Origin of the sequence: Vibrio sp. 2092, assembly GCF_033339635.1 — a bacterium.
Classification (GTDB): Bacteria; Pseudomonadota; Gammaproteobacteria; order Enterobacterales; family Vibrionaceae; genus Vibrio; species Vibrio alginolyticus.
Map to the genome: position 1 here is coordinate 146,309 of NZ_JAWOUY010000002.1, position 25,162 is coordinate 171,470.

Annotated in this window: 19 protein-coding genes; 13 read left to right on the top strand and 6 right to left on the bottom strand. The window is 45.0% G+C overall.

The genetic code is table 11. The annotated features are described in order from the left end of the window. The first annotated feature begins 42 nt into the window (after positions 1-42). The 3 genes from R7P80_RS04410 to R7P80_RS04420 all read left to right on the top strand — a co-directional run bounded on the left by R7P80_RS04410 (position 43) and on the right by R7P80_RS04420 (position 4,988). Complete coding sequence (locus tag R7P80_RS04410; RefSeq protein WP_053349487.1) at positions 43-1,182, top strand: efflux RND transporter periplasmic adaptor subunit; 1,140 nt, start codon at positions 43-45, stop codon at positions 1,180-1,182. 2 nt (positions 1,183-1,184) lie between these two features. Beyond that, a complete protein-coding gene (locus tag R7P80_RS04415; RefSeq protein WP_005378264.1) occupies positions 1,185-4,346 on the top strand; it encodes an efflux RND transporter permease subunit in 3,162 nt (1,053 codons plus the stop codon). 186 nt (positions 4,347-4,532) lie between these two features. Beyond that, complete coding sequence (locus R7P80_RS04420; RefSeq protein ID WP_017635039.1) at positions 4,533-4,988, top strand: MarR family winged helix-turn-helix transcriptional regulator; 456 nt, start codon at positions 4,533-4,535, stop codon at positions 4,986-4,988. 44 nt (positions 4,989-5,032) lie between these two features. Here R7P80_RS04420 and R7P80_RS04425 read toward each other — a convergent pair whose 3' ends face one another. Further along, positions 5,033-5,989, bottom strand: coding sequence for an AEC family transporter (locus R7P80_RS04425; RefSeq protein ID WP_005388415.1), 957 nt, complete (start codon positions 5,987-5,989; stop codon positions 5,033-5,035). A gap of 601 nt (positions 5,990-6,590) precedes the next feature. Here R7P80_RS04425 and trpS point away from each other — a divergent pair. Next, a complete protein-coding gene (gene trpS, locus R7P80_RS04430) occupies positions 6,591-7,613 on the top strand; it encodes a tryptophan--tRNA ligase (protein WP_213973500.1) in 1,023 nt (340 codons plus the stop codon). Positions 7,614-7,697: 84 nt separating this feature from the next. On the opposite strand, the gene R7P80_RS04435 is transcribed toward trpS, so the two are convergent. Together R7P80_RS04435 and R7P80_RS04440 are read right to left on the bottom strand one after the other, a co-directional pair. Next, entirely contained in the window at positions 7,698-8,654 is a 957-nt protein-coding gene (locus tag R7P80_RS04435) for an ATP-dependent dsDNA exonuclease (protein ID WP_225491470.1), read from the bottom strand. Further along, positions 8,651-9,979 carry a sphingomyelin phosphodiesterase gene (locus R7P80_RS04440; RefSeq protein ID WP_225491469.1) on the bottom strand — a complete coding sequence of 443 codons (1,329 nt, stop codon included), beginning with the start codon at positions 9,977-9,979 and terminating at the stop codon, positions 8,651-8,653. The genes R7P80_RS04435 and R7P80_RS04440 overlap by 4 nt, the downstream gene beginning before the upstream one ends. A gap of 291 nt (positions 9,980-10,270) precedes the next feature. Here R7P80_RS04440 and R7P80_RS04445 point away from each other — a divergent pair, with 291 nt between their 5' ends. Continuing rightward, the gene (locus R7P80_RS04445; RefSeq protein WP_025766895.1) at positions 10,271-10,537 is read left to right on the top strand and encodes a hypothetical protein; all 267 of its coding nucleotides are present in this window, start codon (positions 10,271-10,273) and stop codon (positions 10,535-10,537) included. Between the two features lie 155 nt (positions 10,538-10,692). Further along, the gene (locus R7P80_RS04450) at positions 10,693-12,321 is read left to right on the top strand and encodes a methyl-accepting chemotaxis protein (RefSeq protein ID WP_047100808.1); all 1,629 of its coding nucleotides are present in this window, start codon (positions 10,693-10,695) and stop codon (positions 12,319-12,321) included. A gap of 125 nt (positions 12,322-12,446) precedes the next feature. On the opposite strand, the gene miaE is transcribed toward R7P80_RS04450, so the two are convergent. Beyond that, on the bottom strand, positions 12,447-13,217 hold the full coding sequence (miaE, locus tag R7P80_RS04455) for a tRNA isopentenyl-2-thiomethyl-A-37 hydroxylase MiaE (RefSeq protein ID WP_047100806.1): 771 nt from the start codon (positions 13,215-13,217) through the stop codon (positions 12,447-12,449). 97 nt (positions 13,218-13,314) lie between these two features. Further along, positions 13,315-14,079: a hypothetical protein gene (locus R7P80_RS04460; protein WP_005378247.1), complete on the bottom strand. Its 765-nt coding sequence runs from the start codon at positions 14,077-14,079 to the stop codon at positions 13,315-13,317. Positions 14,080-14,392: 313 nt separating this feature from the next. Here R7P80_RS04460 and cysB point away from each other — a divergent pair, with 313 nt between their 5' ends. Continuing rightward, positions 14,393-15,367 (top strand): HTH-type transcriptional regulator CysB, encoded by a 975-nt coding sequence (gene cysB / locus R7P80_RS04465; protein WP_005388967.1) that lies wholly within the window; start codon positions 14,393-14,395, stop codon positions 15,365-15,367. A 53-nt stretch (positions 15,368-15,420) separates the two neighbouring features. After that, entirely contained in the window at positions 15,421-16,617 is a 1,197-nt protein-coding gene (locus tag R7P80_RS04470; protein WP_171342743.1) for a methyltransferase, read from the top strand. A gap of 93 nt (positions 16,618-16,710) precedes the next feature. Here R7P80_RS04470 and ald read toward each other — a convergent pair whose 3' ends face one another. Then, positions 16,711-17,835 (bottom strand): alanine dehydrogenase, encoded by a 1,125-nt coding sequence (gene ald, locus R7P80_RS04475; RefSeq protein ID WP_005378241.1) that lies wholly within the window; start codon positions 17,833-17,835, stop codon positions 16,711-16,713. 156 nt (positions 17,836-17,991) lie between these two features. Here ald and lrp point away from each other — a divergent pair, with 156 nt between their 5' ends. The 5 genes from lrp (at position 17,992) to serS (ending at position 25,129) form a co-directional block, all read left to right on the top strand. Further along, positions 17,992-18,486: a leucine-responsive transcriptional regulator Lrp gene (lrp, locus tag R7P80_RS04480; RefSeq protein ID WP_005378234.1), complete on the top strand. Its 495-nt coding sequence runs from the start codon at positions 17,992-17,994 to the stop codon at positions 18,484-18,486. Between the two features lie 152 nt (positions 18,487-18,638). Then, the gene (locus R7P80_RS04485) at positions 18,639-21,686 is read left to right on the top strand and encodes a DNA translocase FtsK 4TM domain-containing protein (RefSeq protein WP_025766892.1); all 3,048 of its coding nucleotides are present in this window, start codon (positions 18,639-18,641) and stop codon (positions 21,684-21,686) included. A gap of 61 nt (positions 21,687-21,747) precedes the next feature. Then, positions 21,748-22,374 (top strand): outer membrane lipoprotein chaperone LolA, encoded by a 627-nt coding sequence (lolA, locus tag R7P80_RS04490; protein ID WP_005388103.1) that lies wholly within the window; start codon positions 21,748-21,750, stop codon positions 22,372-22,374. Beyond that, on the top strand, positions 22,375-23,730 hold the full coding sequence (locus tag R7P80_RS04495) for a replication-associated recombination protein A (protein WP_017821702.1): 1,356 nt from the start codon (positions 22,375-22,377) through the stop codon (positions 23,728-23,730). 91 nt (positions 23,731-23,821) lie between these two features. Next, a complete protein-coding gene (gene serS / locus R7P80_RS04500) occupies positions 23,822-25,129 on the top strand; it encodes a serine--tRNA ligase (RefSeq protein ID WP_005437179.1) in 1,308 nt (435 codons plus the stop codon). Positions 25,130-25,162: the final 33 nt, after the last annotated feature.

The following is a 25,162-nucleotide window of genomic DNA, read 5'->3' on the forward strand; positions in this document are numbered from 1 at the left end:
AGGAATCTTGAAGGCTTGTCGGTAGATAAGAGAGAAAAATTCATGAGACGTAAAACCACGCTATCTCTGCTGATTGCGTCGAGCCTTTTTGTGGTTGGATGTCAACCTAGCGAAGAAGGATCGAGCCAAGGTGGTGGTCCTGCGCCCGCAACCGAAGTAGAAGTGTTAACAGTGCAGCCAACGCGCCAAGCATTGACAGTAGAGCTGCCGGGTCGTAGCCGAGCATTCAAAGAAGCAGAAGTTCGTCCGCAAGTTACTGGCATTATTTCGGAACGAAATTTTGTTGAAGGTGGATTTGTTGAACAAGGACAGTCGCTATATCAAATTGATGATTCGTCATTTCAGGCGGATTTGCTGAGCGCTGAAGCGGAATTAATCCGTGCGCAAGCTGCGGCAGAGTCGACCTATGCCACGGTGAAGCGTTACAGAACCTTGATCACCAAAAAATCCATCAGCCAACAAGACTTGGATGAAGCAGAAGCGGCATACAAAGAAGCGAAAGCGCAGGTCCTAGTCGCAAAAGCCAAGATCAACACAGCAAAAATCAACTTAGATTATACGCAAGTCAAAGCTCCGATTAGCGGGGTGATCGGTAAATCGAGTGTGACAGCGGGTGCGTTGGTTACGGCTAACCAAGCTGCCAAATTAGCGACCATTCAGCAGCTTGACCCTATCAATGTTGATATTGTGCAATCATCCGCGCAACTGCTGCGTTTGAAAGCATCACTCTCCCAAGGCCATATGCAAGAAGATGACTCTGCGCAAGTTACATTGATGCTTGAAGATGGCAGCACTTACGAACACAAAGGCACAATGAAATTTACTGAGGTCAATGTGAACGAAAGTACGGGCAGCGTGACGCTTCGTGCCGAATTCCCAAACCCTGACGGTTTGTTGCTACCTGGAATGTTTGTTCGTGCGACGGTCATTACTGGTGTCGACCCTGATGCGATTCTAATACCACAAAATACGGTATCTCGTGATGCGACAGGTAAAGCGACAGTGATGACGGTTAATGGCGAGAACAAAGTGGAAGCGAAACCAGTGAAGACTGCCGAAGCGATCAATAGCCAATGGCGCATTATTGATGGTTTGAACGCGGGTGATAAAGTCATTACCGCCGGTTTACAAAAGGTAGGGCCAGGTAGTTCGGTAACTATCCAAAACGGTGAACAGGAGTAATCATGGCACGATTTTTTATCGATCGTCCGGTATTTGCTTGGGTTCTCGCGATTCTAACGATGTTGGCGGGGGTAATGTCATTATTCAATTTACCCGTCTCGCAATACCCAACGATTTCACCGACGACGATCACCATCAGTGCTCGCTATCCAGGTGCATCTGCAAAAACCGTTGAAGACTCGGTAACGCAGGTTATCGAGCAAAACATGACAGGATTAGATTACCTTCGCTACCTATCATCGAGCAGTGATGCATTTGGTAATGCGACAATTACCCTGACGTTTGATAGCGAAGCTGACCCTGATATCGCGCAAGTACAGGTGCAGAACAAACTGCAATTGGCATTGACTTCATTACCGATGGAGGTACAAAACCAAGGTATTGTCGTAAATAAATCCAATACGGCATTTCTCATGGTTGTCGCAGTTTATTCTGAAGATCCAGACTTTACAGAAAACGATATCGGCGACTTTGTTGTAACGAATATTCAAGACCCGATAAGTCGTGTAACTGGCGTAGGACAAGTGCAGGCGTTTGGTGCGCAGTATGCGATGCGAGTTTGGCTGGATCCTTTTAAGCTTACGCAGTTCAACTTGACCGCGATCGACGTAGCAAATGCAATCAGTGAACAGAACGCGCAAGTTTCTTCAGGTCAACTTGGTGCGGCACCTGCGCAGGAGGGTCAGTTGTTGAATGCTACGATTTCTTCTGCAAGTCGTTTGAGCAGTGTAGAAGAGTTCCAAGACATCATTCTTAAGTCTGACGCTAGTGGTTCGAATGTTTATTTGAAAGATGTAGCTCGCGTTGAACGTGGTGCAGAAAGTTATGATATTCGAGGTCAATATAATGGCTTCCCAGCATCGGGGTTAGGTATTTCATTAGGGACTGGCGCAAACGCGCTTGAGACAGCCAATGCGGTAAAAGAGCGCTTAGAACAACTGAGTGCAACGTTCCCAGAAGGGTTGCAGATTGCTTACCCATTTGAAACAACGCCATTCGTCAAAGCCTCGATTCAAGAAGTGGTTAAAACGCTATTAGAAGCCATTCTTCTTGTGTTCTTAATCATGTACCTGTTCTTGCAGAACTTCCGTGCGACGATCATTCCAACGATCGCAGTGCCTGTCGTATTGCTCGGAACCTTCGCTATTTTGTACGCGACTGGATTTAGCGTAAACACGTTAACCATGTTCGCGATGGTTCTGGCTATCGGTTTACTGGTGGATGATGCCATCGTTGTGGTGGAAAACGTCGAGCGTGTGATGCATGAAGATGGTTTAGAGCCCAAAGAAGCGACCAAAAAATCGATGGGGCAGATCACTGGTGCCCTGATTGGTGTGGGGTTGACGCTTTCAGCGGTATTCGTCCCTATGGCGTTTATGTCTGGTTCTACCGGGGTTATTTACCGTCAGTTCTCGATAACTATTGTGGCGGCTATGACGCTTTCCGTTTTGGTTGCGATAATTCTGACTCCAGCATTGTGTGCTACGTTGCTGAAAAAAGGCGATGCTGAGCTTCTAGAGAAGAAAGGCTTCTTTGGCTGGTTTAACCGCAAGTTTGATGCGATGACAGCAGGCTATGAAACCGGCGTAGCCAAACTTCTAAAACGCACAGGTCGCATGTTGGTTGTATTTTTGGCAATGAGTGCAGGTGCTGGCTGGTTGTTTATGAACCTTCCAACATCATTTTTGCCAGATGAAGACCAAGGCACAGTATTCTCAATGGCTATTTTGCCGCCTAACTCAACACAAGAACAGACGGAAAAAACGCTTGAGAAAATGCGTGACTTTTATCTAGTAGACGAAAAAGACAATGTAAAATCCGTCTTCTCCGTTGCTGGATTTAGTTTCGCAGGTCAAGGCCAAAACATGGGGATGGCATTTATCGGCCTGAAAGATTGGTCTGAGCGTGAAGCGCCAGGCGCCGATGCCGCTTCCATTACTGGTCGAGCGATGGGGTACTTCTCTACCATTAAAGAAGCTTTGGTGTTTGCGTTCGCCCCTCCAGCGATTCAAGAGCTAGGTAACTCGACAGGTTTCGATTTCTATCTCCAAGACTCGTTGAATAAAGGGCACGATGCATTAGTTGCGGCTCAAGGGCAACTTCTGGGCATGGCAGCACAAAACCCGAAACTTGTTGGTGTTCGTCCAAACGGTCAGGCAGATGCGCCAATGTACAAAGTGAACATTGACCACGTCAAACTTCGTGCTTTGGATGTCAGTATCAATGACGTAAACCAAATCCTGTCAGCTGCATGGGGCGGGGCTTACATTAACGATTATATTGACCGCGGTCGTGTGAAGAAAGTGATGGTGCAAAGTGATGCGGAATACCGCATGCAGCCAAAAGACTTCGATTCATGGTACGTACGCAACGCTAAAGGAGAGATGGTGCCTTTCTCTGCTTTTGCGAGTGGCGAGTGGACCTATGGTTCTCCTCTTTTGCAGCGCTTTGATGGTTTGCCAGCAATGAACATTCAAGGCGGCGCAGCCCCTGGTGTAAGTACTGGTGAAGCCATGGAAGAAATTGAAGCAATGGTAGAAAAGCTACCAGAAGGTTTCACGGTGAACTGGAATGGTATTTCGTATGAAGAGCGCCTTTCCGGAAACCAAGCGCCAATGCTATATGCGCTATCTATCCTCGTCGTATTCTTAGTTCTTGCCGCTTTGTATGAAAGTTGGTCAGTACCTTTCGCCGTGGTGTTAGTTGTTCCTCTTGGTGTGCTTGGTGCTGTGCTTGCGGTAATGACGCGCAGTATGGATAACGATGTGTTCTTCCAGGTGAGCTTATTAACGACGGTCGGCTTGGCAACCAAAAACGCCATTCTGATTGTTGAGTTTGCAAAGGACTACTATGAGAAAGGCGCTGGGCTTATCGAAGCAACCTTACATGCTGTTCGCGTTCGTCTGCGCCCAATTATCATGACATCGCTTGCTTTTGGTTTGGGTGTGGTACCACTTGCTATCAGTTCAGGTGTGGGATCAGCAGGTCAAAACGCAGTGGGTACCGGCGTACTTGGTGGCATGATCAGTGCCACGATATTGGGTATATTCTTCGTCCCAATCTTCTTTGTAGTGGTTGAGCGATTGTTTGATCGACGTGCGAGAAAAGAGTCGGAGGCAGAGTTGTCTGAGACCAGCACTAAACCCACTCAGCAAAGCGAGTAGGACTTGGTTGTTTTAACTGAGTTATACTAGTGATAATAAACACGATTAAAGGGCGCTTCGGCGCTCTTTATTTTATGTTTTCACTTGGGGTTACCGTCTATGACGCGAGCCTGAAAGACGGCGTGTTGTGTGCCGTATCAGCACAGCCTTTTCGGCCGAATGAAAGCCTAAAGAAGAAAAACGACGATGAAAGATCAGAAAATTTCCCCAATTTCCGTTTTGGATCAAAGCCCTATGTTTGTTTGTGGTGTGATGCAGCGCATGTACCGCAATCGTGCCCAAGCTGAGCTCTCTCGGCAAAATTTGATGACACTAGAAATGGCAAGTGCACTGGCCGCTTTAGAAGAATTTCAGCCTATGAGCCAGCAAGCGTTAGCTGATGCGGTTCGAACTGAGCGAAGTGTAGCAAAGCGGATGGTGGACAATCTGGAAAAGAGAGGGTTTGTTCAAGTTTCTAAAAGTAAATCGAATCAGCGCCTTAAAATGCTAAGCATGACAAAAGAGGGGGCAAATGCTTTAAAGCAAGTTCATCAAATCATGACGAATTTACAGAAAGAGTTTTTTTCTTGTTTGTCGGAATCTGAAGCGAGTGAATTTTTTCGTCTGGTAAGAAAGCTCACTTTTGCGAATCACGACCAGTAACTGACATCAATGCCGTCTAGCGTCTTTATTTTATCGCTGGCCAATTATATTAAGTTGTAGAACTTAAGAAATAGGATGCCCAACGTACAGGTCACGGTAGAAAGCACCGTAGTGAGTGCGATGATATTTGCAGCTAACGTGGCATTGCCTCCCATGGAACGCGCCATGACATAGCTGGCAGCAGCGACTGGAGAGGCGTTCATAAAGAAAAGAATACCTAGCTCAATTCCTCGAAATCCTACTAAGTAAGCTCCCATGGTGATGATGACTGGCGCTACGATGAGCTTGTAACTGCTCGCAAACCAAGATGGACCTTTCTCTTTTCTCATCAAGCTAAAGTCAAGTGAGCCACCCGTACACAACAGCGCCAAAGGCAATGTCATTTTGGACAAGTAGTCTCCTGCATCAATAACCACATTCGGTACTGGAATAGCGAGTAAATAAAAAGCCATTCCTAGAACAATGGAGATTATGAGCGGATTCCTAGTCAGTGTTCGGCCCATCATCTTTGCTGCTTGCGAGGCAGACGTTGCCCCCTTGGGCGATAAGCAAATTACCGCTTGGACGTTATAAATAAATGTGGTGACCGCGACATAGAGCGCTGCTAGCGCCACACCTTGAGAACCATACGCATTGGCAACGTAAGCGATACCAATAATACCTGTATTTGCTCGGAACCCACCTTGGATGAGAACGCCTTGATCAGGCGATGCTTTGAATAGAAGTTTGACGGAAAGATAGGTGAAAATGAAAAACGAAATACTAGCGATGACGCCGAAATTGACGAATCCACTTGCCGCGGAAAAGTCGTGTTCTGAAGCCACAATGCTGACAAATAACATTGCAGGCAAGGTAACTTGAAACACCAGTTTAGAGCCTACTTCGATAAAATTATCGTTGATTAGACCAAAGCGCTTAAAAAGAACGCCAAGTACCAACATCAAACAGATAGGTCCGGTTATCGACAAAGAGAATTGTAACTGATGTAAAACAGCTTCCATGTAAGTATCCGCAGCAAAAGAAAAAAGTGTTCCTGCTGCCTATTAAGCCACAAACCCGGAGGGTAGGACAGTAACGTGATGAAATTTTCTTCTGTTGTAGGTTCCGGAGTCATTTACACTCCAAGTTATGGACGAGGTCCCAATTTAACAAAGCGGTACTGGTCCTACGTGCGATATGTTGGTTAACTCATTGTCGTGATGCATCCACATGCGTATTAGATGTGAGGGCTGGTCATCGTAGTTATGGATAGGAGTTCATCAATGAAAAGGAAACACAACAAAACTGTACTGTGTGCGTTTGTCTCTGGTTCGGTATTTGGTGCGGTTTTGGTCATTGCGATGTCTTTACCAATGTAATCCTATTAATTGGCTGTTGGAACACTCACACTAATTCAGTACAAAACAGATTGAGTTCTGCGGTATGTGCTGTTAGTTTAAAAAACATGAAAATACACGTTCGCCCTTCATTAACAACCTTCTCTTGGTGGCGCTCTAAATAGAGCGGCGCGGAATACTTACATTCTTAAGCTGCTGGATGGTAGCTAAGAGTGTTTGATCTTTTTATCTCCAGTAGCGATCTATTAAATACTTGGAGACAAATATGAATAGCCATAAAAATACATCTCAGCGTGAAATTATACTTACCGGAGATCGAGCAACAGGTCCATTACACCTAGGGCACTATATTGGTTCATTGCAACAACGAGTCAAATTGCAAACGGAGCACGAGCAAACGATCTTGGTTGCGGACATGCAAGGGCTGACGGATAACGCGCATAACCCATCAAAGGTATCCTCTAATATTCTCAATGTCGTTGCAGATTATTTGGCTGTTGGTATCAACCCCACTCAAACTACGATCACGTTGCAGTCTCAAATTCCAGCGTTAGCCGAGTTGACAATGTATTACAGTAATCTTGTTTCTATCGCACGATTAGAGCGAAACCCCACGGTTAAAAATGAGATTCAAAGTAAAGGCTTTGAACGCTCTATTCCCGCAGGCTTTTTAACGTATCCAATTTCTCAAGCTGCTGATATTACGGGGTTTCATGCGACGCTAGTACCAGTGGGTGATGACCAACTGCCGATGTTAGAGCAAACTAATGAAATCGTGAGAAAAATAAACCATCTGGGTGGAAAAGAGGTTCTTAGAGAATGCCGTCCATTACTTAGCGATGCACCTCGTTTGCCGAGTACTGACGGTAAAAATAAGATGTCTAAAAGCATGGGGAACGCAATCAACTTAGGGGCCTCCGAAAAGGAGATTTCCGCGGCAGTGAAATCAATGTATACCGATCCCAATCATCTGAAAATTGAGGACCCTGGCCAAGTCGAAGGGAATATTGTATTCATCTACCTCGATGCTTTTCATCCTGATAAAAATTATGTCGAACAGCTAAAAGACCATTATCGACGAGGTGGGTTAGGTGATGGTTTGACCAAGAAAGTGTTAGAAGAATGCTTACAAGAGATGCTTCGCCCTATTCGAGAAAAGCGCGCTATGTATTTGAATGATAAAGCGCAGCTGATTGATATTTTAAAACAAGGTAGTGAGCGTTCTCGCGAGAAAACCGAAAAAGTGCTATTTGATGTGAAAGATGTATTTGGTTTAAATTTGTTCTGAATTAAAAGTAGAGAGTTGAACATAAGGCACGACGGCTGGTTAGCAACGTGCCTTTTTAAGTTCCCAGTCAGTCAAAGCGCATTGTTAAGAAGAAAAAAATTCACGACGAAAATCCGCGACTTCTTGTTGGTAATAGCTTTGCCATTCCGGTTCTGACAAATGTGAATGGCTAGAGGCTCTTTGCGTTCTTAGCTTGGACTCAAGTTGTTGTAATGCTTGTTGGTAATCTTTGATTTGTTTTTTTTGCTCTGTAATTTGCTGCTGACGAGCATGAATGTTTTTACTTTCTTCTTTCGTTAAGTAAGTTCGTTCTAGCTCTGCGATGATCGCCAAGCGATCTGGTAGGCTCATACTATTAGGAATCAGGGTGACCGCACGCTCATATTTTTCCTGGTCGCTTGTTAGCCCGATAGCATCTGCATGTTCTTGCCAGTCAATGGTGAGTTGTTCGAAAGTTCGCAAAAAGTTATCTGGGCTTTGAGTGTCCAGCTTTTGGGCTTCTAAGTTGAAATCGTACAGCGCGAACTCATCCGCGAAAACAACATCAGCCAATTCTCCCCAGATGCTTCTTGCTTCGTTCTTCAGCTGTGCAATACGCGACGCCAGTGATTGTTGCTCATCAAATAACAAATTTCCTACACTCTCTTGCCATTGGCTGCTGAGCTGAGGGTAGTTCGCCAAAAGCTGGAATCGAGCTGAAGATAAATGCGCCTCAAACAAGGCGATCTGCTCTTCACAACTACGGTTCAACATACACTCATGCCAAAACGTCTCAAGTTGGGCGACAAGTTTCCTGCCTTTGAGTTGAGTTAATCGCTCAGTCGTTATTTGAACTGTGGAAGGGAGGTTAGCTGTTTGTGGTGAAGTATCCGTATCGGGCACGATGCTGCTTGTTTGTGGTGATGTACTGGAGACATTCTGATTTTTTGTCTTAGGGGAAGGAGAGGAAGCGAGCTCTTCTTTTTGAACATCGTGACTGAAAGTTAAAAATATCATGCCCGCCATAATGGCGGACATGATTATCAAAGCGATTTTCTTCATGGCTTGATTGTTGCGCTTACTGGGAAATGGTCAGAAAGGTTGTAGTGTTTCCATAAACTCTCTACGGTTGTGCGCGGCACGTCTACACGGTTGTCATTGAATGATTTCACCCCGTATTCACTACTCACCATAACATAGTCAAGGTATTCCACGTTTTCGCCACCTGATAACGCTTCACCTGCGAAGTTATTGATACGGGGATCAAAGGTTGACTCCGTGTAACCAGAGTAGTGAGGCTCTATGGCACTTAAGTTAGCGATCATTTGTTGGTAGTCACCAGGGAACTTTCTTTTGTTTACGTTAAAGTCGCCGCTGTATACCACAGTTTCGCTTGAAGGAATGTTAAGAGATTGGGCGAGTGTGCGGATTTGTTTGAACTGGCGCTGACGATACTCACGGGCGGTGTCTGTATCGAAAGATGCGGTATGGGTAGCAAACACATGGTAAGCCTGACCACCTTTAATTATTTCCGCATAATTTACGCCTTTATCGGCAAAGCAGTCTGTACCAGAGCAATCGGGAAAGACATATTGCGCTTCATTCACGATAGGGTAGCGACTAACTATGATTACGCCACCATCATGAATATTAACGCCTTCTTTATCTAACATCTTTGTTTGGTAAGGATATTCCTTGGCTAACTCACGTAAGAATGCATCACGGCCGCTGGCAAACACCTCTTGCAGCGCCAAAACATCGTAACCTTTTACATGTTGAGGAATCAGTTCGTAACGATCTCCAATGTGCGATGCAATAGCCGTCAACGCCCAGATGTTATAAGTCATCAACTTAAGGTTTTGTTCTTCGTTGTCGACAGACTCCGCTACCTTGCTTGGCGTGATGGTGTAGTAAAGATCATCATATCGAGCGGTACTGTCTGACTTAAATGCCAGTTCGGTTTCTCTCGTACCAAAAGCGTTAGTGTTGGCACGATGAATGTTACGATCATCTTTGAGAGATAACTCGACATCGGCTGCGGATAAGCCGTATTCAATGGTCGAATTGTACCAATGGCCTTCCATTATTTGATTGAGTGTTATGCTTTCACCTTCGGGGCTAGAAACCACAGTTTCAAAACGGTAAGTTTGATTTGATTTCACGCCCTCCCAGCGGTTGAAGCTTAATACAGATTTAGTTTCCCACGGACCAAGTACCTGCACATGTTGTTGCCACTCTTCTCCGTATTGAAGCAAATCACTGCCTTCATGTTTTACTTGAATAGTTAACGGTTGATCAGAGTTATTCGTTAGGTAAACGTCGGTATCTGCAATGCAGGGTAACGCTATCAAGCTACTTAATAAAAGGCTCCACTGCGAAAATTTCATCTTATTTTTCCATCATTTGAACTAGAGCAATCATTCTTGTTTATAAATGTTACTTGCACGTTAAATATGGATGACATCTAAGCCAGTGTTGAAAATTGTTATCAGAATGTGATCTTTATTCAATGGTGAGGGTGGAGGTATTGAGTGTGTTGCCGTTGAAGCGGTGGAAAATAATACCAACAGTCAACGAATTGCATTCACTGCAATCAAGCTGTCATCTTTGCTCTATAAGTTGTGCGGCGTCATTCATCTAGCCATATGGCTAGAACTCAAATTGATAGATGGAGCACCATGGCTAGAGCAGTAAATCCAACCGATGAAACCATCATTAAATTGTTACAAGAGCAAGGTCTGATTAGAAGTGAAGCAGAAGCGCGTTTAAAGAAAGAGGTGTACCGCTTGCAGCCTAATGAGATAGCAAAAGTAAAAAATTATGCCCAGCATTTTGGGATAAACGCGAAAGAAAAGCTCATCGATGAGATCTTGGATCTGCGCCGAGAAGCGCTCATGAAAAGATGTAGACACAATAAGGAGCATACGAGCCTATCTCTAAAATAGCATGTGATAAAACTATCAATTACTGGTCAAGATTTGATCTCTCAAGCCGATGTATATAAGAGCGTTCAATGATATCGAGCGCAAAAAACAGTGTGTTTTAGAGGTTAAGCTTTCACTTAAGTGAGAGGTTTGGAAAGGCTGCGGGGAGAAAGTGCATGCGTATTAAAGACTTAAGTGTCGTAAAGAAAATATCGGTTAGTTATTTAACCGTTTTTGCCGTGTTTGGTTTAGTGTCAGTAATGTTGGTGCAAGGTTTGTTAACACTGAATAAAGACATCTCAGTGTTAACAGATAAAAGTTTACCTTCTGTTGCGATTTTGAAAGGTATCCAAGTTGATATTACTAAAGTGCGTAAAGATGAGTTCTCTTTATTGCCAAACGCAAATCACCCCAAAATTGGTGAGTGGTTAAAAGGCCTCGACCAATGGCGTTCTGATGTGCAGGCTGGTATTGCAGAATACGAAAAGCTCGACCTTAATAAGCGTGAAACGCAGTCTTTTAGCGTTTTTAAAGAAACTTGGAATCAATACATCAAAGAAACGAAGACTTACAACGCACTGCTAAGCCAAGGTGATGCTGAAAGTGCAAATGATGTGATTTTATCGAGTTTCGATACCTACTCAAAAGCGTTGAGCAGCTTGGATGATACCCTCGCGTTGAACGATGAGTTGGTGAATTTGATTGGTGAAGAAGTACAAAGTGAAGCGGCATTTACACAATACAGCGCTGCTGTTGGTGCGCTCGTCGTCGCATTGGTCATGGTAATGTCTGCCATGTTGCTTTCTCGAGTCATTTGCGGGCCTGTTGATCGAGCATTGGAATTCGCTTCTAAAATCGCCAAGGGTCAATTGAATAATCAAATCGACGAAAGTGAATTGAGCAAAGACGAGTTAGGAACGTTGCTTAAAGAGCTTGTCGGTATGCAAACAAACTTACATTCGCTGGTTTCTGAGATTAATGACTCAACGATTCAGCTAACGGCAGCAGTAGAGGAAGTGAGTGCTATTTCTTCTCAGACCGCCTCTGGTATGCAAAATCAACAAATTGAACTTAGCTCGGTGGCTTCTGCGATGACAGAAATGCAAGCTGCTGTAAGTGAAGTGGCACAAAATACCGAAGTTGGCGCAACCTCTGCTTATTCGGCTGCGGAAGTGGCAAAGCAAGGAACGGCGACGTTACAACAAACTATCGCAGTAATTGAGCGTGTATCACATACGATCCAAGAATCAGATGAACTGGCACGTGAGCTTGAATCGAGCTCAAACAATATCAATGTGGTCGTCGATGTGATCCGCGGGATTGCCGAGCAAACAAACTTGTTAGCACTGAACGCCGCAATTGAAGCCGCTCGGGCTGGTGAACAAGGACGTGGGTTTGCTGTTGTGGCAGATGAGGTTCGTTCTCTGGCGCAACGCACTCAAGACTCCACTTCACAAATTGTGGAAATTGTTAATCAGCTACAAGAGAGCAGCAGTAAAATAGGGCATTCAAGCCGTGATTGTCAGGAGGGTATTTCTCAGTGTGTTGAGCAAGTTAATGACGCTGATAGCCAGATAAAAGAAATTGAACATTCTGTCGATAACATAGCGCAAATGAGCACACAAATCGCAACGGCGTGCAGTGAGCAGAATTCTGTATCCGAAGAGCTGAATCGCAGTGTGGAGCATATTAATAGTGCTTCAACAGAGATGGCTGAGGGAGCTTCACAAACGGCTGTGGCTTGTCAGCAGATTAGTAGCCTAGCGCACAACTTGAAAACTCGAATGGGTTCATTCCAGCTCTAGTTGTTGTGTTTCAGCTTTATTCCTAACCTCATTGCTACAATAAATAAGCCGGACGAAATGTCCGGCTTATTTATTCTCTGTCTATATAAGTTCAGAGTATGCTCAACCTTGGGAGAATATGCTCGCTAGGCTGGGATACCACTGTGAAACTTAAAATCTGTATCTGGCGTAGAAATTAAATCTGCCTCTATACGTCCAAAGTAGGCGATGCGCTCGCTGATATCTTTGCCTGCGATTTGCTCCGCTAATACAAGATAATCCTGGTAATGGCGTGCTTCTGAACGTAATAAAGAAATGTAGAACTTTGCGATATCGTCATCCATATGTGGTGCTAGTTTGGCAAAACGCTCACAAGATCGGGCTTCGATGTACGCACCAATGATGAGTTTATCGATCAGCGTTTCTGGCTCATGAGTCTTCATATGCGAAATCAGTCCTTTAGCATAGCGACTTGCTGGAATATTTTTATACTCAATTCCACGACTTTCCATGATCTCTAAAACTTGATAAAAGTGGTGTAACTCCTCTTTTATCAAAAGCACCATCTTATCGATCAAATCTTGGCTATATGGTGAGTCGGACTTAGCCATGATTGCCTTAGAAATATTGCTCTTGCCTTTTAAAGTTTCCAATGAGCCTACGTTACGGTAAGCAAAATCTTCGTAGGGCTTAAACCAGTCAAGTAGAGCATGTGAACTGGATTGATCAACGGCATACTTACGAATTAAAAACATGGCAGATTGGCCAGCTTTTAGTTCGCACAGTAGGTGGTCTAACAAAATGGTTTGAAGGTTCTCTGGTTTCTTTGCTTCCTCTACCCATTCATCAGGTGTACTGCATTGCAGAAATTGGTTAATGGGAGCAAGAAGATCTTGATAGGCGTCTAGATTCATCATTTTAGTTTTAGTACTTCACATTTTTATTGGGCATATCCGTTGTCTTGCGGATAGAAAAAAGGCTGCAATTGCAGCCTTTCTTGACCTGAAGTGAATGTTACCACTTTTTCTTCTCGCCGAAGAGTGCTTCCATGTCATTGTCACGCTCTTTGTCAGCAATCTGCTGCATTTCAGCATCGCTTTTATCTTGGCGCTTTTTATCTAAGTCACCCAACATCTCTTCAAGCTTTTGTTTCGCTTGAATAGAATAAGGATCGCTCTTAGTGCTCAAAGCATCGATACCTTTACGCAGCAGTTGAAGCGCGGTGCCTGGTTGGCCACGAGCGATAGAGTCGTTTGCTCTTTTGATGACATTTTCAATGTTGATGCGAATTTGCATCGTTTCCAAGCGCGCATTTTCGGTGACGTAGGTCTGGGTATCCAATCGGCCTTTGTTGTGCTCGTTACGGATAGTGTCGCGAAGTCGTTTAACCAGCTTAAGCATGACGATAGCTTGTTTATCACTACTCGGCATCTTGAAAGTGGTACTCTCGCCTGTAGGGCCATTCTCTTTTAGCTGCGTAATCTGCTGCTTCATATTTTCGATACGTTGAGCAAGTTGCTTGTTCTTCGGATCCAGCTCATGCATGCTCTCTAGCGCGTCAAGAATACGATTGTTTAGACACAACAACAGCTCTTTACTAAAAGGGATATGGTGCGCATGACCAATCAACTCTTCAGTACCATCTATCAAGGCTACATATCGCGCTGATTCCTGCCTTTTTGCGGTTTCAACTTTAACCTTATATTGCAACATAATGTTATAGCCTAGGATTAACACCAGTAGGATGGCTACCAAAGCGATTATTAAACCAATATTCATATCTTTGCGTCTGCTTTACTTTTCTGCGGCTAGCGTTAAAGAATACATGAATCTTATCTTACTCGGCACCTTATTTGTTTGATTATTTTGTCTCTCCCACGTTTTAGTTACTGATAGAAGTCACATCATAGAACTTCGGTCATTTATTGGCTCAACTTTGTGCATATTGTTTCTTTCTTGAAGATTATTAGTATGTGATTGAGGTATAAGTTAGAAATTGCTGTTCATTTCGATTTGAACGCGTTATAACTAATTATTATATCGCTCGCTTGAGTGGCCAATAAACTCTCTCATGAATAAGTAAGGGATTACGATGAAACTGCAGCAGCTGAAGTATATTGTTGAGGTTGTAAACCATAATCTGAATGTATCTGCAACGGCGGAAAGCTTATATACCTCTCAGCCAGGTATCAGTAAACAGGTTCGGTTGCTGGAAGATGAGTTAGGCATTCAGATTTTTGAACGTAGCGGTAAGCACTTAACGCAAGTGACGCCAGCTGGTGAAGAAATTGTACGTATCTCTCAAGAAATTCTCGCTCGTGTAGAAAGTATCAAAGCGGTGGCTGGAGAGCACACCCATCCAGAAATGGGGACGCTGAATATCACCACGACACATACGCAGGCTCGTTATGCACTGCCAGATGTCATCAAAGGTTTTACTTCTCGTTATCCAAAAGTGTCGTTACACATGCACCAAGGTACACCGTCACAAATGTCTGAGGCGATAGCTAAAGGCACAGCGAATTTTGCGATTGCGACAGAAGCGCTTCACTTATATCAAGATGCCATCATGCTGCCTTGTTATCACTGGAATCGTTCAATAGTTGTGCCTAAAGACCACCCACTAGCGAAGAAAGACAAAGTAACGATCAGTGATCTTGCCGCTTACCCATTAGTCACTTACGTGTTCGGTTTTACTGGCCGTTCAGAGCTGGATACAGCATTCAACCGCGAAGGTTTAACCCCGCGAGTGGTGTTCACTGCAACTGATGCAGACGTCATTAAAACTTACGTTCGTATGGGTATTGGTGTGGGTGTGATTGCAAGCATGGCTGTGGATGAAGAGCAGGACGGTGACTTGGTTGCAATAGATGCGAGCCATTTGTTTGGCGCGAGCACCACGAGCATCGGCTTCCGCCGTGGTACATTCTTACGCTCTTACATGTTCGATTTTATGGAGCGTTTTGCACCGCACTTAACGCGTCCAGTGGTTGAGCAGGCGATTTCGTTGAAGTCTAATGCAGAAATCGAAGAGATGTTTAAAGACATCGAGCTTCCGGTGAGATAACACTTCATTGATGTTTCGATTCCCTCTACAATGCGCTCGTTGTAGGGGGAGTTATGAAAACGCAATTTCAATTTATTAATGACTGCTTAATCGAAAACCAATCTTTGTGGCGATTCGAGCCTTTTAAAAGCAGCATTCACACATCATTACCTTGGCAGGAGCAACATCCTCGACTGTGCCAATGGCTAGCGTCTCTTACTCCCTCTCAAATCGAAGAATACAAAGCAGCACCAGAACTCGCGTTAAAAGCACTTAGTCCGTTTTTGCCTGAGCTTGAACAACTCGCAGAACTGACTCATTTAGAGCTTTTGTCGTTAAACGGCTTGGAACTCGCTCGTGGTTTAGATAACGGTATTCCGGGACGTAAGTTGGAGCAAATTAGCTCGATGGGTGAAGCTGCAATTCAACAACACTGTGGCGAAGAATGGCTAGAATGGTGCTCAGGTAAAGGTTACTTGGGGCGAATCCTGACAACGCAAACCGATCAGCCTGTAACCAGCTTTGAATACCAACAAGCACTGTGCGATTCGGGGCAACAAGCAGCCAATGAACATCATTGGAAGATGACGTTTATTCAAGGCGACGCGTTTGATAGCAAAGCGAAAGCCGTGTTTAAGCCAACGCAACACGCAGTAGCACTGCATGCATGCGGTGACCTTCACGTTCGTCTAATGCAGTACGGCAGTGAAAATGGGATTGCTGCGATGACCATATCACCTTGTTGTTACCACTTGATTCAGTCGGAACAATACCAGCCGATGTCGGAATCGGGCAGGGCTTCTTCTCTCTCATTGTCTAAGCAAGAACTGCGTATCCCATTACAACAAACGGTGACGGGAGGAGAGCGCGTGCGTCGTCATCGTCAGCAGGAAATGATGTTTCGTCTTGGGTTTGATTTGATCACGCGACAAGCTTTGGGAATGGCAGAGTATCAGCCTGTGCCGAGTATCCGTAAGTCGCAATTAAGTGATGGTTTTGAATCGTTCTGTCGCTGGGCAGCGGAGCAAAAAGGCATTGTTCTTCCTCAAGAAATCGATTTCTCTCATTTTGAAAAGTTAAGCGAACAACGCTTCTGGCAAATGGAGAGAATGAGCTTAGTGCAACTTGTTTTTCAACGTCCGTTGGAGATCTGGCTCGCATTAGATAAAGTGCTTTATCTTGAAGAACGTGGTTACCGTGTTAGATTGTCAGAGTTTTGCCCTAAATCGGTCACACCTAGAAATATTTTAATTTGTGCATATAAGATTTAGTTATTCTTTATAGCCAAACGCTCTATATGAAAAAGCCCACTTATGAGTGGGCTTTTGTAAACAAAACGTGACAAGTTATGTTTTATTTTGTCATTAATTAAACATAGCGATAGCTTGAGTTGGTTCAACGTATTCCAAGTCAAAGCTTTCTGCTACTTCTTTACACGTTACTTTTCCGTGAATAACGTTTAGACCTTCAAGGAAGCCTTTATCTTCTAGAAGTGCTTCGCGGTAGCCTTTATTTGCTAACTTCACGATGTATGGAAGTGTAGCGTTGTTGAGTGCAAATGTTGAAGTGCGAGCAACTGCGCCAGGCATATTTGCTACACAGTAGTGAACCACTTCATCAACGATGTAAGTTGGATCTGCGTGAGTTGTCGCGTGCGAAGTTTCGAAACAACCGCCTTGGTCAATTGCCACGTCAACCACTGCCGCACCAGGCTTCATCTTAGCAATGTGCTCTTTAGTGACCAGTTTAGGTGCTGCTGCGCCAGGAATTAGAACGGCACCGATAACAAGGTCCGCTTCTAGAACATGCTTCTCGATAGCGTCTTCAGTAGAATAAACCACTTTTGCGCGACCTTGGAATTCTTCGTCAAGCTTACGAAGTGTGTCTACGTTACGGTCTAGAATAGTGACGTCAGCGCGAAGGCCAACCGCCATACGAGCAGCGTTTGCACCAACAACGCCACCACCAACGATAACGACTTTTGCAGGTTCAACACCAGGTACGCCGCCTAGGAGTAGACCACGACCGCCGTGCGATTTTTCCAACGTTTGCGCGCCAGCTTGGATAGACATCCGACCTGCCACTTCTGACATTGGTGCTAACAGTGGCAAACGACCCATATTATCTGTTACAGTCTCATAGGCTATACAGACAGCTTTGCTCTTGATTAGCTCATCAGTTTGTGGAAAATCTGGTGCTAGGTGTAAATAAGTAAATAAAATTTGCCCTTCGCGGAGCATTGCTCTCTCTACTGCTTGGGGTTCTTTTACTTTTACAATCATGTCTGCTTGCGCAAATACGTCAGCAGCATGAGGGAGAATGGATGCGCCGACAGCGATGTAATCATCGTCTGAAAAACCAATGCCGGCACCTGCATTGGTCTCAACTAAAACTTGGTGACCATGTGAGATGAGTTCTCTCACGCTAGCTGGGATCATACCAACACGATATTCGTGATTCTTGATTTCCTTAGGTACGCCAATGATCATCCTGTATCCTCTTTCTATAATGGTTGTATTAACTGTTAGTAGGGTGTTATTGTCGAATTAATAACTAGTATAGTTATAGATTTGTAAAATTTGGCACCAAATATTAAAAAGTTGTAGTATATTTTTTTGCAAGGAAGTAATAAGGTGGAATAAAAAATGGCAGACAACTATAAAAAGCCGTCCAAGGAACTAGACCGTATCGACCGCAACATTCTTAATGAGCTGCAGAAAGACGGTCGTATTTCAAACGTTGAGCTTTCAAAACGTGTGGGACTTTCTCCAACGCCATGTTTGGAGCGTGTACGTCGCTTAGAGCGTCAGGGTTATATCACAGGGTATACTGCATTATTGAATCCGCAGTTCCTGGATGCATCACTATTAGTATTCGTTGAGATTACGCTAAACCGTGGTGCGCCGGATGTGTTTGAGCAGTTTAACTCAGCTGTTCAAAAGCTAGACGACATACAAGAGTGTCATCTTGTTTCAGGTGACTTTGACTATCTTCTTAAAACCCGTGTATCAGATATGGGTGCTTACCGCCGACTATTGGGCGATACGTTACTACGTCTACCTGGCGTAAATGACACTCGCACATACGTTGTTATGGAAGAAGTGAAACAATCTAACCAGCTTGTGATCAAAACTCGTTAATTTCTTGCAAAGAAAGCGGTATATGCTTCCGCTTTCGCCAGAGAGTAATTGGGTTTTTCTCCTTGATATGGTTAAATCAATTTACCGAGCGGCTTGATGCCGCTCGGAATGTTTTGCAATTTCCTATTTCATTTCCATATTCAAGTTGATTTATGTTCAAAGAGAACGCAAAGAAAGTCGAAACCATTATCAAAACCAGTGAAGAGCCCCAGTCTTCACGCTTAAATGGCTTCCAACGCTTAAAAGAGTGCTGCTTTATCGTTGGCGTTCTTAGCTCGGTATTGCTTGCGGTTGCACTATTTACCTTCAGTCCGGCCGATCCTTCTTGGTCCCAAACCGCATGGGGAGGGGATATCGATAATGCTGGTGGCCTTTTCGGCGCTTGGCTAGCCGATACTCTATTCTTCACATTTGGCTCTCTCGCTTACCCAATCCCTTTCTTGCTAGCGGCGGCTGCATGGGTGATTTGCCGTAAACGAGGAGAAGATGAGCCCATTGATTTCATGCTATGGGGTACAAGGCTGCTCGGTCTGGTCGTCCTTATTATGACCAGTTGCGGTCTTGCCGATATTAATTTTGATGACATTTGGTATTTTTCATCCGGAGGTGTGGTCGGGGATGTGTTGTCTAGCCTCGCTTTACCTACATTGAATGTACTCGGTACCACATTGGTATTGCTGTTCTTGTGGGGAGCGGGCTTTACGCTCTTCACTGGCATCTCATGGCTTAACATCGTGGAATGGCTTGGTGATCGTGCGTTAGCACTAATTGCCGCGCTTGCAAATAAGGCAAGAGGTTCAGAGCAGGAAGTTTTAGAACCTCAGCTTGATGAGTTTGTAGAAGACAAAGTCTCTACGCCTAAACACAATGTAGACCATGAAATTGATGATGAGCCGCTTCCTCATTTAACGGCGTACGATGTCGATGAACCGAAAGAGCCGGCGCCAGCGCATGAGTATCCTATTTATATGCCGCAAGCGAAACCTGATAAGCCTGCGGAACAGGCGATGGTAGAACCGACGCCACCACAACGCAAGGCTACGGTTAATGCTGCGCCAGTTTATTCTGAACCTGAGCCTCAAATACAACCTATCCATACGGTTAACACTGATAACGTTGATCCGCTCTTGGAACGCACCAAGCAACTGAATGTTACGATAGAAGAGCTTGAAGCAGCGGCGCAACAAGCAGATGACTGGGGAACTGAAGAACAGGCAGCACCATCATTTGCAGACACTTACTCTTCCTATGTAGAGCCACATACAGCTACAGAAGAACCGATCAGTGTTGAACCAGATTATGCGGAGTACGAACAATTTGAAGCAGAGCAAGTACAGCCGCCAAGTATTGAGCATCCTGTACATGAAGAGCCTGCAATTGATTCTGCTGTATTAGATAGCATCACGGCGCAAACAGAATCGAGCCAACATATTGAGCCTACGATCTCTGACTTTGATGTGTTAGATGATGAAGACGAAGTGGAATCTCAGCCTGCACAGCAAGCACAGCCAACAACGCCTCATCAGCAAGTTGCAACACCTTCAACAACATTTGAACCTGCACCTCAAAAAGTGGAGGTGGAAGAGGTCCAAGACAACGACCAAGATGTTACCGCATTCCAAGATATGGTTTCCAATGCGCAAGCCAAAGTCGCTGCAACACAGAACCCATTTTTGGTACAGAAAGAAGAAAACTTGCCAGTTCCGGAAGAGCCACTCCCAACGCTCGAGTTGCTTTATCATCCAGAAAAACGTGAAAACTTTATCGACCGTGATGCGCTAGAGCAGGTCGCTCGATTGGTAGAGAGCAAACTCGCTGACTACAAAATCAAAGCCGATGTGGTTGGTATTTATCCTGGTCCAGTGATCACTCGTTTTGAGCTTGATTTGGCGCCAGGGGTGAAAGTAAGTCGTATTTCTGGTCTTTCAACTGACTTAGCGCGTGCATTGTCTGCGATGGCGGTACGTGTTGTGGAAGTAATCCCTGGCAAGCCTTACATCGGTTTGGAACTGCCAAACATGAGTCGTCAGACGGTCTATTTATCTGATGTCATCAGTAGCCCTCAGTTTGAGCAAGCAACGTCACCAACAACGGTTGTGCTAGGTCAAGACATTGCGGGCGAAGCTGTGGTGGCCGATCTTGCGAAGATGCCTCACGTGTTAGTAGCAGGTACAACAGGTTCTGGTAAGTCGGTGGGTGTGAACGTGATGATTTTGAGCATGCTGTATAAAGCAGGTCCAGAAGATGTACGCTTCATCATGATTGACCCGAAAATGCTAGAGCTTTCTATTTATGAAGGTATCCCTCATCTTCTTTCTGAAGTTGTGACTGATATGAAAGACGCATCAAATGCTCTGCGTTGGTGTGTGGGCGAGATGGAACGTCGTTACAAATTGATGTCGGCATTAGGTGTACGTAATGTGAAGGGCTTCAACGAAAAATTGAAGATGGCAGCAGAAGCGGGCCACCCAATCCATGACCCGTTCTGGCAAGAAGGCGACAGCATGGATACTGAACCGCCATTGCTAGAAAAGCTGCCTTACATCGTCGTTGTTGTTGACGAATTTGCTGACCTGATGATGGTGGTAGGTAAGAAAGTTGAAGAACTGATTGCTCGCTTGGCGCAAAAAGCGCGTGCGGCAGGTATTCACTTAATTCTTGCGACTCAGCGTCCATCGGTTGACGTTATTACCGGTCTAATTAAAGCGAACATTCCAACTCGTGTTGCGTTTACGGTATCGACTAAAACGGACTCTCGTACAATCCTAGATCAAGGCGGCGCAGAATCACTACTTGGTATGGGTGATATGTTGTATCTACCGCCGGGATCTAGTCATACAACTCGTGTTCACGGTGCATTTGCATCAGATGATGATGTTCATGCTGTTGTAAACAACTGGAAAGCGCGTGGTAAACCGAACTATATTGAAGAGATCATCAGTGGAGATCAAACTCCAGAAAGTCTATTGCCAGGTGAGCAAATGGAAGCGGATGAAGATGTAGACCCGCTCTTCGATCAAGTTGTTGAGCACGTGGTTCAATCACGTCGAGGTTCGGTTTCCGGTGTTCAGCGCCGATTTAAGATAGGTTACAACCGTGCCGCCCGTATTGTAGAGCAGCTTGAAGCGCAGGGCATCGTAAGTGCTCCGGGTCATAACGGTAACCGTGAAGTACTGGCACCTGCGCCACCAAAAGATTAATGAACTTGTTTTACTCACCTCAGTCCAACTGAGGTGAGTGGTTCTAATAATAGGTATCTGAATGAAAAAACTATTTTCAGCGAAACTTTTCTCTGCGCTTGTTTTAAGCTTTTCCCTCTTTTCTACTGCACACGCAGCATCTCCTAAAGATGAATTAAACAAACGCCTTTCTATGAATGATGGCTTTAGTGCGGATTTCTCTCAGCAGGTTATCAGCCCTGAAGGCGAAACGGTTATGGAAGGAGAAGGTACGGTTGAAATCGCTCGGCCAAGCCTGTTCCGTTGGAGTACAACATTCCCTGATGAGAACCTATTGGTCTCTGACGGTAAGACATTGTGGTACTACAGCCCATTCATCGAGCAAGTGAGCATCTACTGGCAAGAGCAAGCAACAGAGCAAACGCCATTTGTTTTGCTAACGCGTAACCGAGCAAGTGATTGGAATAACTACAAAATATCTCAAAAAGGTGACCAGTTCACTCTCATTCCTACTGCAGTAGACTCCACACAAGGTCAATTCCAGATTAATATTGATGCCAAAGGTGTCGTGAAAGGCTTCAATGTGGTTGAGCAAGACGGCCAAAAAGGTTTGTTCACCTTTAACAACGTGAAGCTGGGTAAACCAAAAGCAGACAGATTCACATTCACAATTCCAAAAGGTGTGGAAGTGGATGACCAAAGGAATTAATTGGTAGTGAGTAATTACACATTAGATTTCTCGGGGGACGAAGATTTTCGTCCCCTTGCTGCTCGTATGAGACCGGAAACAATCGAGCAATACATTGGACAGCAGCACATTTTAGGCCCTGGTAAGCCACTGCGCCGTGCGCTAGAGGCGGGTCACATTCACTCTATGATCCTTTGGGGACCACCAGGCACAGGCAAAACGACATTAGCGGAAGTGGCTGCAAACTACGCCAATGCTGAAGTAGAGCGTGTGTCTGCCGTAACGTCTGGTGTGAAAGAAATCCGTGCAGCAATCGAGAAAGCACGTGAGAACAAAATGGCGGGCCGCCGCACCATCTTATTTGTGGATGAGGTGCATCGCTTCAACAAATCTCAACAAGACGCGTTTTTACCGCATATCGAAGATGGCACGGTTACCTTTATTGGTGCGACGACAGAAAACCCGTCGTTTGAGTTAAACAACGCATTGCTGTCACGTGCACGTGTCTACAAGCTAACGTCTCTCGATAAAGATGAAATCTCACTGGCGCTGAATCAAGCGATCAGTGACAAAGAGCGTGGCTTGGGCAATACACCCGCACACTTCGCTGATAACGTATTAGACCGCCTAGCAGAACTGGTAAACGGTGATGCTCGCATGTCTCTCAATTATCTTGAGCTGCTCTACGACATGGCAGAAGACAATGCGCAAGGTGAAAAAGAGATCACGCTTAAGTTGCTGGCTGAAGTGGCAGGGGAGAAAGTCTCTCGCTTCGATAACAAAGGTGATATCTGGTATGACTTAATCTCTGCGGTCCACAAATCCATTCGTGGCTCTAACCCAGATGCGGCGCTTTACTGGGCTGCACGTATGATTGCTGCGGGTTGTGATCCTCTTTATATTGCCCGTCGATTACTTGCGATAGCATCAGAAGATGTCGGCAATGCGGACCCTAGAGCCATGCAAGTGGCACTCTCCGCGTGGGACTGTTTTACACGCGTTGGCCCAGCAGAAGGTGAACGTGCGATTGCACAGGCGATCGTGTACTTAGCATGTGCGCCAAAAAGTAATGCTGTTTACGTGGCGTGGAAACAAGCGCTAGCGGACGCTCATAACTTACCTGAATATGAAGTGCCGCATCACCTTCGAAATGCGCCAACCAGTTTGATGAAAGACATGGGTTATGGGGCTGAGTATCGTTATGCTCACGATGAGCCTGGTGCTTACGCAGCAGGTGAGCAATATTTGCCGCCTGAAATGGGCGATCGTAGGTACTATCAGCCGACAAATCGTGGTCTGGAGACCAAAATCGGCGAAAAGTTAGATTACTTGGCTACTTTAGACGCAAATAGCCCACAAAAGCGCTATGAAAAGTAGGCGTTTTTGGATACATTTGTTTAGTAAATTTTTTTAACGCGTACGCTTGGAAAGTGCGCGTGATTTCACAACAAAAAGCATAGGATTAACAATGCTGGATTCTAAATTACTTCGTACAGAGCTGGATGAAACAGCTGCTAAACTGGCGCGTCGTGGCTTTAAGCTAGACGTAGATACTATTCGTAAACTTGAAGAACAACGTAAGTCCATTCAAGTAGAAGTAGAAAATTTACAATCCACGCGTAACTCCATCTCCAAGCAAATCGGCCAAAAAATGGCGGCTGGCGACAAAGAAGGCGCAGAAGAGATCAAGAAACAAATCGGTACGCTAGGTAGCGATCTTGATGCGAAGAAAGTTGAACTTGAGCAAGTAATGGCTCAACTAGACGAATTCACGCTTTCTGTACCAAACATCCCAGCAGATGAAGTGCCAGATGGCAAAGATGAAAACGACAACGTTGAAATCTCTCGTTGGGGTGAGCCAAAGTCTTACGACTTCGAACTGAAAGATCACGTTGACCTAGGCGAAATGGGCGACGGTCTAGACTTCGCAAGTGCAGTTAAGATCACTGGCGCACGTTTCATCGTGATGAAAGGCCAATTTGCTCGTCTACACCGTGCAATCGCTCAGTTCATGCTGGATCTTCACACTGAAGAGCACGGCTACACAGAAATGTACGTACCTTACCTAGTAAACTCTGACAGCCTATTCGGTACTGGTCAGCTTCCTAAGTTTGGTAAAGATCTTTTCCACACTGAGCCGCTAGTAGAAAAAGTAAACGACGAAGAGCCACGTAAACTGTCTCTAATCCCTACTGCAGAAGTACCTGTAACGAACCTAGTTCGTGACACGATTTCTGACGAAGCGGATCTACCAATTAAGATGACAGCTCACACGCCATGTTTCCGTTCAGAAGCAGGTTCTTACGGTCGTGATACTCGTGGTTTGATTCGTATGCACCAGTTCGACAAAGTTGAGCTAGTACAAATCACTAAGCCAGAAGATTCAATGAACGCACTAGAAGAGCTAACAGGTCACGCTGAGAAAGTTCTACAACTTCTAGAGCTTCCTTACCGTAAAGTGGTTCTATGTACAGGTGACATGGGCTTCGGCGCTCGTAAGACTTACGACCTAGAAGTTTGGGTTCCTGCTCAAGAAACTTACCGTGAAATTTCTTCATGTTCTAACATGTGGGATTTCCAAGCTCGTCGTATGCAAGCACGTTTCCGTCGTAAAGGCGAGAAGAAACCTGAGCTTGTACACACGCTAAACGGTTCTGGTCTTGCTGTAGGTCGTACAATGGTTGCTATCCTAGAAAACAACCAAGAAGCAGACGGCCGCATTGCAATCCCTACAGTACTTCAGAAGTACATGGCGGGCGCAACGCACATCGGTTAATTCATTAACCACTAGAACACCAAAACCCAGCCT

Coding starts and splice junctions, on each gene's coding strand:
- trpS (WP_213973500.1), top strand. CDS start 6,591: ATGAATAGCCATAAAAATACATCTCAGCGTGAAATTATACTTACCGGA.
- R7P80_RS04420 (WP_017635039.1), top strand. CDS start 4,533: ATGAAAGATCAGAAAATTTCCCCAATTTCCGTTTTGGATCAAAGCCCT.
- R7P80_RS04450 (WP_047100808.1), top strand. CDS start 10,693: ATGCGTATTAAAGACTTAAGTGTCGTAAAGAAAATATCGGTTAGTTAT.
- R7P80_RS04485 (WP_025766892.1), top strand. CDS start 18,639: ATGTTCAAAGAGAACGCAAAGAAAGTCGAAACCATTATCAAAACCAGT.
- ald (WP_005378241.1), bottom strand. CDS start 17,835: ATGATCATTGGCGTACCTAAGGAAATCAAGAATCACGAATATCGTGTT.
- miaE (WP_047100806.1), bottom strand. CDS start 13,217: ATGATGAATCTAGACGCCTATCAAGATCTTCTTGCTCCCATTAACCAA.
- R7P80_RS04425 (WP_005388415.1), bottom strand. CDS start 5,989: ATGGAAGCTGTTTTACATCAGTTACAATTCTCTTTGTCGATAACCGGA.
- R7P80_RS04435 (WP_225491470.1), bottom strand. CDS start 8,654: ATGAAGAAAATCGCTTTGATAATCATGTCCGCCATTATGGCGGGCATG.
- lrp (WP_005378234.1), top strand. CDS start 17,992: ATGGCAGACAACTATAAAAAGCCGTCCAAGGAACTAGACCGTATCGAC.
- R7P80_RS04445 (WP_025766895.1), top strand. CDS start 10,271: ATGGCTAGAGCAGTAAATCCAACCGATGAAACCATCATTAAATTGTTA.
- R7P80_RS04410 (WP_053349487.1), top strand. CDS start 43: ATGAGACGTAAAACCACGCTATCTCTGCTGATTGCGTCGAGCCTTTTT.
- R7P80_RS04440 (WP_225491469.1), bottom strand. CDS start 9,979: ATGAAATTTTCGCAGTGGAGCCTTTTATTAAGTAGCTTGATAGCGTTA.
- R7P80_RS04415 (WP_005378264.1), top strand. CDS start 1,185: ATGGCACGATTTTTTATCGATCGTCCGGTATTTGCTTGGGTTCTCGCG.
- serS (WP_005437179.1), top strand. CDS start 23,822: ATGCTGGATTCTAAATTACTTCGTACAGAGCTGGATGAAACAGCTGCT.
- R7P80_RS04470 (WP_171342743.1), top strand. CDS start 15,421: ATGAAAACGCAATTTCAATTTATTAATGACTGCTTAATCGAAAACCAA.
- cysB (WP_005388967.1), top strand. CDS start 14,393: ATGAAACTGCAGCAGCTGAAGTATATTGTTGAGGTTGTAAACCATAAT.
- lolA (WP_005388103.1), top strand. CDS start 21,748: ATGAAAAAACTATTTTCAGCGAAACTTTTCTCTGCGCTTGTTTTAAGC.
- R7P80_RS04460 (WP_005378247.1), bottom strand. CDS start 14,079: ATGAATATTGGTTTAATAATCGCTTTGGTAGCCATCCTACTGGTGTTA.